This window comes from Mucilaginibacter sp. P5_A6, assembly GCF_056400585.1.
Window position 1 is genome coordinate 38,517 of sequence record NZ_JBFUKZ010000010.1, and the last position, 13,560, is coordinate 52,076.

Here is a 13,560-nt window from a genome sequence, read left to right on the forward strand (position 1 = left end):
CAATAGATCAAATTAAAATACCCGGTAGAAAGATGAATATTACACAGGAAAAAGTAGATGCCCTGAATGCTGTTGTTAAGATCAACATCAACCCCGAAGATTATCAGCCACGCGTTGATAAAGCGATAAAGGAAAACGCAAAAAAAGCAAAATTGCCGGGTTTTCGCCCGGGTATGGTGCCAGCATCACATATAAAAAGAATGTACGGTAAAAGCATATTGGTTGATGAGATCAATAACTTATTACAGGATACTTTAACCAATTACATAGACGAGCAGAAGCTGCAGGTATTAGGCCAGCCGCTACCTAAGCTTGATAACGAAAAGGAATATAACTGGGATTTTAATGATGATTTTGAATTTAACTATGAGCTGGGCTTAGCTCCTGAGTTTAATATCGACTTTTCATCAAAAGATAAAGTTACCCAATACGTAATCAAAGTTGATGAGGAAACATTGGCCTCAAGGATCAAAAATATTCGCCGCAGTTATGGCAAAATGACAAATCCTGACGTATCGGCAGATGATGACGTGCTTTACAGCGAATTGGTTCAGCTTTCTCCGGATGGTAGTGTTTTTGAGGGTGGGATAAGCAATACCGCATCTGTACGTTTAGACCAGATCAAGGATGAAGCCATTAAAGCCTCGTTGATTGGCATAAAAAAAGGTGATGTATTAACGTTTGATATTCAGAAAGCCTATGATAACGATGYAGCTAAGGTTGCAGGTTTATTAAAGATAGAAGAAGATGAAGCGACTGATTTAAAATCAAGCTTTCAGTTAATTGTTAAAAACGTTAACCGTTTAGAGGAAGGTGATTTGAACCAGGAGTTCTTTGACAAATTATTTGGTGAAGGTGTAGTAACAACCGAAGCGGAATTTACAGCTAAAATTACCGAAGAGCTTGAAACAATGATGGTGCAGGATTCTGAACGCAAATTGCAGGACGATATCTACAAAGTAAGCATTGCTAAAGTTGACTTTAATTTACCTGACGAATTTTTAAAACGCTGGTTAAAAGCTACCAATGAAAAACTGACTGCAGAAGAGCTGGAAGGTGGTTATAATGATTTTGCTCAAAATCTTAAATGGACTTTGATTGAAAATAAAATAATTACTGATAACAAAATCGAACTTAAGTACGATGAAGTTTTCGCTTTGGCTAAACAACGTTTAGATCAGCAATTCAGAATGTACAGCCCGCAACCGATCCCCGAAGATCAGTTAGCGCAGTACACTGTTCAATACCTGCAAAACAAAGAGAATGCTAATAAAATATTTGAAGAAGTAAAAGCATTAAGAGTATTTGACTTTATTAAAGGTGTGATCACTTTGGATAAACAAGATATCCTGTTTACCGATTTCAATAAACTAGTTTCTGAAAAATAGGCCCGCTCTAAATCTACCCTGCCGGTCGGCGGAGAGATGTTAAGAAGCGACATATAATTTACCAAAAGCAACTCACAAGGTTGCTTTTGGTGTATAATAGCATATTGCATAAAAAGCACTCATAAAAAACGCGTCATTGCGAAGTACGAAGCAATCCCAAACTATGCAGATCGGATTTGCAAAGCTACTCTGTAAGGCGGGGATTGCTTCGTGCCTCGCAATGACGGTAGAGTAAGGTCACTTCACTTATAAAATAGCCTTTCAAAGCCCTCTCCTTTAGAGGAGGTAGCATGAGGCTAAATAATTTTTACTTTATACAAACTATCTTTTTAAAATTGTATTCAACTAAAAACTATATTTATCGCGGGTAAAAAAGCCTGCACCTAAAATTAACATACACAAAAACCATGAGTAGTAACATCGATAAAAACGAATTCAGAAATTACGCTGTTAAACACCACCGGATTAACAGCATCTACGTAGATAAATTTATTTCGAACGTTGAGCGCAGCAATATGCCAAGCGGTATTGCAACCCTACCAACCGGCATGACCCCTTATATTATAGAGGAACGCCAGCTTAACGTAGCCCAGATGGACGTGTTCTCGCGCCTGATGATGGACCGCATTATTTTCCTGGGTGATGCTATTTATGAAAATATTGCAAACATTATCCAGGCTCAATTGCTGTTCCTTCAATCGGCTGATAGTAAACGCGATATCCAGATTTATATCAATTCACCGGGAGGTTCGGTTTATGCTGGTTTAGGTATTTATGATACTATGCAGTTCATATCAAATGATGTAGCAACAATTTGTACTGGTATGGCCGCTTCAATGGCTGCTGTATTATTATGCGCAGGTACCGAAGGTAAAAGGGCGGCATTACCGCATGCAAGGGTAATGATTCACCAGCCATCAGGCGGTGCACAAGGTCAGCAATCAGATATTGAGATCACTTATCATGAGATCACAAAACTGAAAAAAGAATTGTACCAGATAATTGCCGATCATAGCGGCGCATCATACGAAAAAGTTTGGGAAGCATCAGACCGTGATTACTGGATGATAGCCGAAGAAGCCAAAGAATTTGGTATGGTAGATGAAATTTTAAAGGGAAGCAAAGGAAAGAAAGTATAAGTGATAAGTGAGTGGCGAATAGTGAGCGGTAAGAGTGGAAGTTAATATTTTCAATCTTTTCACCTCTCACCATTCGCTATTCACCATTCATTACTTTGATTTCTCAGTCCTATTAACTAATTTTGATCAAGTAAAGGAATCAGATGAATAAAAACAGTAAGGAAATCAGGTGCTCATTTTGTGGCGCCGGTAAACAGGATTCCCTGATGTTGATTGCAGGGCTCGACGCTCATATCTGTGATAAGTGCGTTAACCAGGCTAATGAAATATTAGCTGAGGAGTTAAAGGTGCGTAAAGTAAAAGCCTCGCCTTTGGCACCGGCTTTGCTTAAACCATACGAGATCAAAACTCACCTCGATCAATATGTTATTGGTCAGGACGATGCCAAAAAGATATTATCAGTAGCCGTATATAATCACTACAAGCGTCTTAATCAACGTATTGACAAGGATGAGGTTGAGATTGAAAAATCAAACATCATAATGGTTGGCGAAACAGGTACGGGTAAAACCCTGCTTGCAAAAACGCTGGCCAAAGTACTTAATGTGCCGTTTTGTATTTGTGATGCTACAGTATTAACCGAAGCCGGTTATGTAGGCGAGGATGTTGAAAGTATCCTTACCCGTTTATTGCAGGCCGCCGACTATGATGTAACCCTTGCCGAGAAAGGCATTGTTTATATTGATGAGGTTGATAAAATTGCCCGCAAAAGCGATAACGCCAGCATCACCCGTGATGTATCCGGCGAAGGGGTACAACAGGCATTGTTAAAAATACTGGAAGGTACTATGGTTAACGTACCACCACAGGGTGGCCGTAAGCACCCCGATCAGAAAATGATCACTGTTAATACCAGTAATATACTATTTATTTGCGGTGGAGCCTTTGACGGTATCGACCGTAAAATAGCGAACCGCCTGCGTACCCAAACAGTTGGTTACAAATTAAAGCGCGATGATGGCGAGGTAGATATGAAAAACCTGTACAAATACATCACCCCGCAGGATTTGAAATCATTTGGCTTAATACCAGAACTGATTGGCAGGTTACCAATATTAACTTATTTAAATCCGCTTGACAGGACTGCCCTGCGTAACATATTAACCGAGCCTAAAAATTCATTGTTGAAACAATACAAAAAACTGTTTGAATATGAAGGCGTAAAGCTTGATTTTGAAGATGAGGTGCTGGAGTTTATTGTTGATAAGGCAATGGAATTTAAGCTGGGAGCAAGGGGTTTACGTTCGATATGTGAAGCCATCATGATTGATGCGATGTTTGAGTTCCCATCAAAAAAAGATGTAAAACGCCTGCACATTACATTGGATTATGCTCACGAGAAATTTGATAAATCAGATCTGAAAAAATTAAAAGTAGCTTAACCTACCGGTAAAAATCGATAGCTATCTTTATTAAAATAAATGCAGACCCTGGTGCAACGCCGGGGTTTGTTGTATAAGCAGAAATTTTCAACAGGCAGCTTCAGGGCTGCCATTGGAGATTAAAAGCAAAAATATTACGCATATGAACGAAGAATTAAATGTTAAAAAAAATCCTACCGATGCAGCGGTAGTAAAAGAAGTGGGTTCGCCGGTAAAATCGGGGTTAAAAACCAAGGATGCCATTGTTGCCAACTGGTTGCCGCGTTACACCGGCAGGCCGCTGGAAGCCTTTGGTGATTATATTATATTAACCAATTTTTCTAAATACATACAGCTGTTTTCGCAATGGAACGACAACGCGCCTATCATGGGCCTGGAGAAACCAATGCAAAGCGTTACTGCCAATGGTATTACCATTATTAACTTTGGAATGGGAAGCTCGGTAGCAGCAACCGTGATGGACCTGCTTACGGCCATTCATCCCAAAGCGGTTATATTTTTAGGCAAATGCGGCGGCCTTAAAAAGAAGAACAACGTAGGTGACCTTATCCTGCCGATAGCGGCCATCAGGGGCGAAGGAACATCAAACGATTACCTACCGCCGGAAGTACCTGCATTGCCATCATTTGCCCTGCAGAAAGCCATCTCAACCACCATTCGTGATTTCTCGCGCGATTATTGGACCGGTACCTGCTACACCACCAACCGCCGCGTTTGGGAACATGATAAAGTGTTTAAAAAATATTTGAAGGATCTGCGCGCCATGGCTGTTGATATGGAAACTGCCACCATTTTCACTACCGGTTTCGCCAACAAGATTCCAACCGGTGCATTGCTGCTGGTATCAGATCAGCCGATGATTCCGGAAGGTGTAAAAACCGCCGAAAGTGACTCAACCGTAACCGAGCAATATGTAGAAACACATTTGAAAATAGGTATCGAATCGTTAAAGCAACTGATCAATAATGGCTTAACTGTTAAGCATCTGAAGTTTTAAGGTTTTTGAATGGTTGATTAGTGGAGAGGTTGAAAAGAATGGTTGTTATTAAGCTAATCTATTCTTTCAGACTTCCCCGACTTTCGGACTTCCTTACTTATTATTAACTTCGCAAAATGAACTTTTCGTCCAAGTTGCTGGAGAATGCTGTAGCCGAGTTTGCTAAACTACCGGGGGTGGGCCAAAAAACCGCTCTTCGGCTGGTGTTGCATCTGCTAAACCAGGATAAACCGGATGTTGAGCGGTTTAGCACTGCTATAAGCAAGCTCCGTAATGAAATTCAGTTTTGCTCTGTTTGTCATAATATATCCGATAATGCTGTTTGCGAGATCTGCTCATCACACAAACGCGATCACAGCCTCATTTGCGTGGTTGAAGACACCCGGGATGTAATGGCCATTGAAAATACCAATCAATATAATGGGATTTATCATGTGCTTGGGGGCTTAATATCCCCAATGGATGGGGTAGGACCTTCGGATCTGCAGGTTGATACTTTGGTAGAACGCTTAAAAAATAACGAAACCAAAGAAATCATTTTTGCCCTTAGCGCTACCATGGAGGGCGATACTACATTGTTCTATCTTCATAAAAGAGTAAAATCTTTCAATATTACCATATCAACTATAGCCCGTGGCATAGCCTTTGGGGGTGAATTGGAGTACGTAGATGAGATCACCTTAGGGCGATCCATTGCTACACGTGTTCCGTATGAAAATTCCTTGTCAAAGTAAGATATGAAACTATCCGTAATAGTTGTAAACCACAATGCCTGTGCAATGCTCAGGATTGCCCTTAATTCGTTAATGGAGGCTGTTACGGGCGTTGAAAACGAGGTTTTTGTGATCGACAATGCATCTGCGGATAAATCTGTAGATATGATTAAAAAGGAGTTTCCTGAAGTTAAGGTAATAGCTAACACCCACAACGAGGGTATTGCAAAAGCCTATAATCAGGGTATTAAACAAACTACAGGTGAGTATATTTTAGTAGTCAGTGCGGATACAATTACAGGCAAAAAGACCATTGAGAAGTCATTGGAATTTATGGATATGCATTTAGATGCCGGCGGTTTGGGCGTGCGTATGATAACGCCCGATGGCAGGTTCCTGAAAGAATCTAAACACGGTTTCACCAGGCCATGGGAAGTGTTTTTTAAGCTTACAGGTTTGGCCAGGCATTTTTCAAAATCGCGTTTAACAGATGTACAACATAAGGATTGGGTAGAGGAATTTCAAACATCAGAAACTGATGTGGTAAATGGCGCTTTTATGCTGATGCGTAAAGAAGCTATTAATCAAACCGGCTTGTTTGATGAACGCTTTCGTACTTATGGTTATGATATCGACCTGAGCTATCGTATAAGGCTTGCCGGATTTAAAAACTACTATTTCCCCAAAACATATATCATTAACTTCAACAGTAAAGGCAGTGTGAAATTTAGCTGGAGCTACCTTAAGGAATTTTATGGTGCGATGATTATCTTCGCGACCAAATATTTATTTAAGGTGCCCGAAATTAAAGTGGAGGGCTTACCGCAGCTATTCCCTTCTGCTTATGAAGTTAAATGATAAAGTTATAGTTATTACCGGGGCATCATCCGGCATCGGAAAATCATTGGCTATTGAATGTGCTAAACGGGGAGCCATCGTTGTATTGGCGGCCCGCCAGTACGTTACCCTTTGCGTTATTACACAGGATATAGAAAGGCGATATCAAACAAAGGCGTTAGCCATACAATGTGATGTTACCATTGAGGACGATTGCGCTCAGCTCATCAAACAAACCCTTACTACTTTTGGTAAAATAGACGTGCTGATAAATAATGCAGGTATAACCATGCGGGCGCTGTTTAAGGATGTGGATTTGAAAGTGCTCAAATCTATCATGGATGTTAATTTTTGGGGAACAGTGTACTGTACAAAATACGCCCTGCCCGAAATTACCAAAACCAAAGGAAGTATTGTAGGCGTATCATCCATCGCAGGCTATAAAGGTTTGCCCGGCCGGATAGGTTATTCTGCGTCAAAATTTGCTGTGAATGGTTTTTTGGATGCTTTAAGGGTCGAAAACCTTAAAACCGGCGTACATATATTAACTGCCTGCCCGGGTTTTACGGCATCAAACATCCGCAATACTGCGCTTAATAAAGAAGGGGTAGAGCAAAGAGAAAGTACCCTGGAAGAAGATAAAATGATGACATCTGACCAGGTTGCTAAAATTATTGTTGCTGGTGTCGAAAATCGCTCCCGCACCCTTGTTATGACTTTGCAGGGCAAACTTACAGTGCTGTTAAGTAAACTGTTACCCGCTTTTTTAGATAAAATGGTGTACAATGTTTTTACAAAGGAAAAGAATCCGCTTTTGAGATAGCTTATACGTCTTCAGAAAAATATAAAAGCAATAAGCACCAATTAACTATTGAACCACCTCATATTCACTTATCTTACTCAAATCCAAAATCGCCTGGCCATCTTCATTCCTGTGGAACACTGGCTTAAATTTAGCACCCCAAACTATATCCGAGTATATGTATGACGTACGTGAGTGCACGGTTTGAGAGAATGTATCATCAAAGGTTTTAAGAATAACCGATAGGCTGGCCTGGTTGGTTTCAAGTTCTTCCGGGGTCATGTCTTTTAAGGGGCTGTTTTCGTCAAGCGGGTGTACTACCGTCCAGTTCAGGGTTAAAATACTTACATACTTCCTTTCCAGTTCCAGCTGGAAAAACTTGCGGATCACCTTGCCGTTTACTTCCTCGTTGTAGCCAAAAACAACTTCCATTTCCAGGTCAATCAATATATTGCGCCGTAAATTGGCCAGCCTGAACATCAGTCCCCTGCCATTATCACGATAAGGGGCTATCAGCACATTATTGCTATACAATATTTTGGCCGATGGGCGGGAGAAACGCCCGTAAAGCAAACCGGTTGCCAACGCAAAAGCCAGTAAGCCCATCATCGATTCAAATGCTGCTACACTGTTTGCAGCCATTCCCAGGGGGCTGATGTGCCCGTAACCAACCGTTGAAATGGTTTGTGCCGAAAAAAAGAAGGCATCCATAAAATGGTCAAAATAAGTTGTACCGCTTTTACCGTCAAGACTATCAGTGCCCAGCGAAACATATATGAATGCAAAAAACAGGTTAGCTGTTAAATATCCGCTTAAAACTATCGCCCAAAACTTACTCCAGCTCATGGTAATTAGCGAGTGATAGTTATTTGAGGTACTGAAAAATGGCAGCCCGGTGCGTTTTACGTTAATAGAACCATCCTTATTAATAACCGGCTGGCTTTTTACAACAGGCTGCGTGCCAAAGCCAAGATCATCCTCGGGGTTTATTTTTTCTTTATGTATAGCCATATTCACATTTTAGCCTTCAGCCATGGTAAATTTATCATTCTGTTTGTTTTTATAAAAACTATTTCCATATTTGTGGCATAAATGAAAATAAACGCAATAAACAATAACTGGTGGTGGCTTAACGAGTAATCGTAAGGCAATTCCGTTTTTTGTTTTTTAACATAATATTCAGAAGGGTTGCCATACGGTAACCCTTTTTTTTTAGTCCACCGGCCTCCGTTAACCGCCGGGGGTGATAAACCAGGATGGAAAATAATAGTAACGACGCAAATCAAAATTCCCCTGTAGGGGCTTAGGGAGCGAGCATATGAAACAGATACTTAATCATCTTTTTGAACACAAAACCTTCAGCAGGGAGCAGTCGAAAGAAATTTTGATGAACATTGCGCAGGGTAAATATAATAACTCGCAAATGGCTGCCTTTATGACGGCCTATTGCATGCGCAGCATTACCGTTAACGAGCTGGAAGGCTTTCGCGATGCCATGCTGGAGCTTTGCCTGCCCATTAACCTGGAAACCGATGAGCTGATAGACCTTTGCGGTACAGGCGGCGATGGGAAGGATACATTTAATATATCAACCCTTGCATCGTTTGTTGTAGCGGGTGCAGGCTATAAAGTGGCCAAACACGGTAACTATGGGGTATCTTCGGGTTGTGGTTCATCAAATGTGATGGAATATCTTGGTTATCAGTTCACTAATGATGCCGATAAGCTGAAAAGAGGAATTGATAAGGCAAATATTTGCTTTTTGCATGCCCCCTTGTTTCACCCGGCTATGAAAACGGTTGCACCTATCCGCAAAGAGCTTGCTGTAAAAACGTTTTTTAATATGCTGGGGCCGCTGGTTAATCCGGCAAAGCCTGGTAATCAGCTTGTTGGTGTGTTTAATCTTGAGCTGGCCCGTGTGTATGCATATCTTTACCAAAAATCAACCACCAAATACACTATAGTAAATGCTTTGGAAGGTTACGATGAGGTATCGCTCACCTGCGATTTTAAAACATTCTCGGCCGATGGCGAAAAGATACATAGTGTTGAAAGTTTAGGTTTTGAAAAACTAAACCCTACTGACATAGCCGGTGGTGATACTGTAAGTGCCTCAGCAGCAATATTTAGCAATGTACTTAACGGGAAAGGCACCACAGCGCAGAATAACGTGGTGTTATCAAACGCGGCGCTGGCTATCAAAACCATCGGCCCCGAAAAAACTTTTGCCGATTGTTTTTATGAGGCCGAAGAAGCTTTGCTTACCAGGAAGGCACTCAACAGTTTCAATATCTTATTGCAGAACTAAGCATGAAAATAAAAGTTTGTGGTTTAAAAGATCCCGAAAATATTGAAGCCGTAGCCGCCTTAAAACCGGACTACCTGGGCTTTATTTGTTACGGACCTTCGCCGCGATATATTGCTCAATTACCTGCAGAAAAATTAAGAAAAATCGAGAAAAATATAAAGAAAACAGGGGTTTTTGTAAACGAAATTGAGGAAAATATAAATAAGTTGATTGATGCCTATAATTTTGACGTAATACAACTGCATGGCGACGAAACGCCGGATTTTTGCGAAAATTTTAAGAACAGGGTTACCGTGTTTAAAGCTTTTGGCCTGGATGAAAATTTTGATTTCGGCAAGCTTAATAATTATGTAAACAAAGTAGATTATTTTCTGTTCGATACCAAAACCGCTGCTTATGGTGGTTCGGGAAAAACCTTCAACTGGGGTATGCTGAATAATTATAAACTGGATGTACCCTTCTTCTTATCGGGTGGGATAAGCCTTGATAACCTGGATGAAATAAAAAAGATAAGTCACCCGCAGTTTTATGGGGTTGATCTGAACAGCCGTTTTGAAACGGCGCCTGGTGTGAAAAACATCAGTAAACTTGAACAAGCATTTGAGATCATCAAAAAACAAAATATTAACGATGAAGTACGGAGTTAACGAACATGGTTATTACGGCGATTTTGGCGGCGCCTACATCCCCGAAATGCTGTACCCAAACGTGGAGGAACTAAGACAGCAATACCTCAGCATCATTAGCGATGCGGATTTTAAAGCTGAATTTGACGACCTGCTGAAAAATTACGTGGGCAGGCCTTCGCCATTATATCATGCTAAAAGATATTCGGAAAAGTATGGCGCCAACATATTTTTTAAACGGGAAGATCTTAACCATACCGGTTCGCATAAGATCAATAACGCCATCGGGCAAATCCTGCTGGCCAAGCGCCTTGGCAAAAAACGCATCATAGCCGAAACCGGCGCCGGGCAGCATGGTGTGGCCACTGCTACGGTTTGCGCCCTGATGGGTATAGAATGTGTAGTTTATATGGGCGAGATCGACATGGCCCGCCAGGCTCCTAATGTATCGCGTATGAAAATGCTGGGCGCTACGGTAAGGCCGGCTTCATCGGGAAGTAAAACGCTTAAGGACGCAACCAACGAGGCCTTGCGCGATTGGATTGGTAACCCGGTTGATACACATTACATTATTGGTTCGGTTGTTGGGCCGTACCCGTACCCGGATATGGTGGCCCGTTTTCAATCGATTATATCCGAAGAAACAAAAAAACAGTTGCTGGAGCAAACCGGTAATGATCTGCCGCAATATGTAATGGCCTGCGTGGGCGGTGGTAGTAATGCAATGGGGATGTTTTATCATTTTTTAGATGACGAGCAGGTAAAACTCATTGCGGTTGAAGCAGCCGGCAAAGGTGTGGATAGCGGGCACTCAGCAGCTACTACTTTTTTAGGTCATGAAGGGGTGCTGCATGGTAGCCGTACCATATTGATGCAAACACCAGATGGGCAGGTTATTGAACCGTATTCCATTTCGGCGGGATTGGATTATCCTGGTATTGGTCCGCAGCACGCGCATTTGTATAAAATAAACCGTGCACAATATACCAGCATTACCGATGATGAAGCTTTGCAGGCGGGTTTACTTTGTTCGCAAATGGAGGGCATTATCCCGGCCATCGAAACGGCACATGCATTGGCACAGTTAGAGAAAATGACATTTAAGGCCGATGATACCGTAGTGATCTGCATATCGGGCAGGGGAGATAAGGATTTGGATACGTATATAAAATACTTTAATTTCTAAAATGGTCTGAACCGGAATTCTCAGAATTAATGAATTTACAGAATTTTAAAATTCGAGTAATTCTACAAATTCGATAAATTCCGGTTCAGACAAATAAACCGCATAATGAACCGCTTAAACCAGCTTTTTACATCAAAAAAGGATAACCTGTTATCCATATACTACACAGCCGGGTATCCTGCTTTAAATACTACGGTAGCTATTGCCGAAGCTTTGGAAAAAGCCGGGGCCGATTTCCTGGAAATAGGTTTCCCATACTCGGATCCCGTTGCAGACGGACCTACCATTCAGCACAGTTCTGAACAGGCCCTGGAAAATGGGATGACCCTGAACAAGTTATTTGAGGAGTTAACTGAGCTGAGAAAAAGTGTAACAATCCCTATACTATTGATGGGTTATTTTAACCCTATAGTTCAATATGGTATCGAACGTTTCTGTAAAAAGGCTGCGGAGCTGGGTGTTGATGGTGTTATAGTGCCCGATTTGCCCATGTACGAGTACGAAGAGATGTATTCGTCCTGCTTTATTGATAATAACCTGAGCAATATATTCCTGGTAACTCCTCAAACATCAGAAGACCGCATCCGCAAGATTGATAACCTGAGCAACAGCTTTATTTACCTGCTGTCGTCATCATCCATAACCGGTGGCGACCTGAAACTGACCAACAGTATTGAAGATTACTATAAACGCATAAAAGCCATGGACCTTAAAAATCCAACCATCATAGGCTTTGGCATTTCGGACAATAATACCTTTAAACAAGCCTGTGCATACGCAAACGGCGCAATTGTAGGCAGCAAGTTTGTAAAGCTTTTAGCCGAAGAAGGGTATATGGAAAAAATTCCTGGGTTTATTAAAGCAATAAGGGGGTAAACAGAAGTATCCGTCATTGCGGGTACCGAGCAGCCCAGCTGGAAAAACAGTAATGACATGTATGGATATCGCAACCGCCTCGTGATCGTCATTGCGAGGAGGTACGACGAAGCAATCCCCAAAATACAGATCGGATTTGCATAGTTACTCTGTAATTCGGGGATTGCTTCGTGCCTCGCAATGACGTGGTTGTTTTTGGGTTCTAAAATCAACGCGTCATTGTTGTTTTTACAGGATTTTTATGCTTAGTACCTCGTAATAACGTATGTTATAGTATATTTTAATTATTGTAGCTCACAAATACAATTCCAGATCTCCTTTACCTTCACGGATAACTTCAAAGTCGCCGGATGTACAGTCAACCACGGTTGAGGCTACGTTATCGCCATACCCGCCATCAATAACAATATCAACCAGGTCCTGGTATTTTTCATAGATCAGTTCGGGGTCGGTAGAATATTCTATGATATCATCATCGTCCCTGATGGAGGTAGAAAGAATGGGGTTAGCCAATACGTGCACAATTTCGCGGGCAATATTATTATCGGGCACCCTTATACCAACCGTTTTTTTATTGGAGCTTAATAGCTTTGGCACTTTGTGGCTGGCGTTAAATATAAAAGTGAACGGCCCGGGTAATGCCTTCTTCAACACCCGGAAGGTGGTGTTATCAATCGGCTTTATATAGTCGGATATATGGCTCAGGTCGTAACAGATGAAGGAAAAATTTGCTTTTTCGGGTTTGATATTCCTGATCCTGCAAATAGCTTCGATAGCTTTGTGGTTGGTAATATCGCAACCGAGGCCATAAATAGTATCAGTTGGGTAGATGATCAATCCGCCTTTGCGCAATACTTCAACAACCTGTTCTATAGCTTTCGGGTTCGGGTTTTCGGGATATATTTTAATAAGCATAATAGATAAACAAATATACCGCTAAGTGGTTTAAAAAACGTTGTGATACAGGTATAATTGTCATAAATAACCGGTTTTAAAACATCATTTAGCCATGTTAAACATCCAATTACCGCGGTTTTGCAAAAAAGCCCGGGTAAAGGCGGGTGGACTTATATCGTATGGACCGAATCTGTTGAGTTTTTCAAAACACGTGGACTTGTAAAAGTTAATGTTGACGGGCAGCCATTCCGTAGTTGTTTTATGGCCATGGGTAATGGAACGCATAGCGCAGCAATCGTGAACTGTGCAGGTCAGTTCTGTATAGCATGCGATTGCTTCGTGCCTCGCAATGACGGTCCATTTATCCCATTTGAGCAGCTTGCAATAACCGTCCCATTTTAAGTAGCTT

General features: G+C 41.5%; 14 protein-coding genes. 12 read left to right on the forward strand and 2 right to left on the reverse strand.

Going from position 1 to position 13,560, the window contains the following annotated elements:
* Positions 1-32 precede the first annotated feature (32 nt).
* The 7 genes from tig (at position 33) to AC1DO4_RS12985 (ending at position 7,279) form a co-directional block, all read left to right on the forward strand.
* A complete protein-coding gene (gene tig, locus AC1DO4_RS12955; protein ID WP_477416389.1) occupies positions 33-1,388 on the forward strand; it encodes a trigger factor in 1,356 nt (451 codons plus the stop codon).
* Between the two features lie 407 nt (positions 1,389-1,795).
* Positions 1,796-2,527: an ATP-dependent Clp protease proteolytic subunit gene (locus AC1DO4_RS12960; protein ID WP_477416391.1), complete on the forward strand. Its 732-nt coding sequence runs from the start codon at positions 1,796-1,798 to the stop codon at positions 2,525-2,527.
* 143 nt (positions 2,528-2,670) lie between these two features.
* A complete protein-coding gene (clpX, locus tag AC1DO4_RS12965; RefSeq protein WP_477416393.1) occupies positions 2,671-3,909 on the forward strand; it encodes an ATP-dependent Clp protease ATP-binding subunit ClpX in 1,239 nt (412 codons plus the stop codon).
* A gap of 142 nt (positions 3,910-4,051) precedes the next feature.
* Positions 4,052-4,906, forward strand: coding sequence for an AMP nucleosidase (locus AC1DO4_RS12970; protein WP_477407711.1), 855 nt, complete (start codon positions 4,052-4,054; stop codon positions 4,904-4,906).
* 116 nt (positions 4,907-5,022) lie between these two features.
* A complete protein-coding gene (recR, locus tag AC1DO4_RS12975; RefSeq protein WP_477416395.1) occupies positions 5,023-5,640 on the forward strand; it encodes a recombination mediator RecR in 618 nt (205 codons plus the stop codon).
* 3 nt (positions 5,641-5,643) lie between these two features.
* Positions 5,644-6,477 carry a glycosyltransferase family 2 protein gene (locus AC1DO4_RS12980; protein WP_477416397.1) on the forward strand — a complete coding sequence of 278 codons (834 nt, stop codon included), beginning with the start codon at positions 5,644-5,646 and terminating at the stop codon, positions 6,475-6,477.
* A complete protein-coding gene (locus tag AC1DO4_RS12985; protein ID WP_477416399.1) occupies positions 6,464-7,279 on the forward strand; it encodes an SDR family oxidoreductase in 816 nt (271 codons plus the stop codon). The genes AC1DO4_RS12980 and AC1DO4_RS12985 overlap by 14 nt, the downstream gene beginning before the upstream one ends.
* A gap of 45 nt (positions 7,280-7,324) precedes the next feature.
* On the opposite strand, the gene AC1DO4_RS12990 is transcribed toward AC1DO4_RS12985, so the two are convergent.
* The gene (locus AC1DO4_RS12990; RefSeq protein WP_477416401.1) at positions 7,325-8,269 is read right to left on the reverse strand and encodes an ion channel; all 945 of its coding nucleotides are present in this window, start codon (positions 8,267-8,269) and stop codon (positions 7,325-7,327) included.
* Positions 8,270-8,576: 307 nt separating this feature from the next.
* Between AC1DO4_RS12990 and trpD the strand changes: the two genes are divergently transcribed.
* From trpD to trpA, 4 genes are all read left to right on the forward strand, one after another.
* Complete coding sequence (gene trpD / locus AC1DO4_RS12995) at positions 8,577-9,566, forward strand: anthranilate phosphoribosyltransferase (protein WP_477416403.1); 990 nt, start codon at positions 8,577-8,579, stop codon at positions 9,564-9,566.
* Positions 9,567-9,568: 2 nt separating this feature from the next.
* Positions 9,569-10,213, forward strand: coding sequence for a phosphoribosylanthranilate isomerase (locus tag AC1DO4_RS13000; RefSeq protein ID WP_477416405.1), 645 nt, complete (start codon positions 9,569-9,571; stop codon positions 10,211-10,213).
* The gene (gene trpB, locus AC1DO4_RS13005; RefSeq protein WP_477416407.1) at positions 10,197-11,378 is read left to right on the forward strand and encodes a tryptophan synthase subunit beta; all 1,182 of its coding nucleotides are present in this window, start codon (positions 10,197-10,199) and stop codon (positions 11,376-11,378) included. Before AC1DO4_RS13000 ends, trpB begins: the two co-directional genes overlap by 17 nt.
* Positions 11,379-11,483: 105 nt before the next feature.
* Positions 11,484-12,254, forward strand: coding sequence for a tryptophan synthase subunit alpha (trpA, locus tag AC1DO4_RS13010; protein WP_477416409.1), 771 nt, complete (start codon positions 11,484-11,486; stop codon positions 12,252-12,254).
* Between the two features lie 294 nt (positions 12,255-12,548).
* On the opposite strand, the gene AC1DO4_RS13015 is transcribed toward trpA, so the two are convergent.
* Entirely contained in the window at positions 12,549-13,169 is a 621-nt protein-coding gene (locus AC1DO4_RS13015; protein ID WP_477416411.1) for an L-threonylcarbamoyladenylate synthase, read from the reverse strand.
* A gap of 120 nt (positions 13,170-13,289) precedes the next feature.
* On the opposite strand from AC1DO4_RS13015, the gene AC1DO4_RS13020 reads away from it, so the two are divergent.
* Complete coding sequence (locus AC1DO4_RS13020; RefSeq protein WP_477416413.1) at positions 13,290-13,553, forward strand: DUF1905 domain-containing protein; 264 nt, start codon at positions 13,290-13,292, stop codon at positions 13,551-13,553.
* The last annotated feature ends 7 nt before the right edge of the window (positions 13,554-13,560 follow it).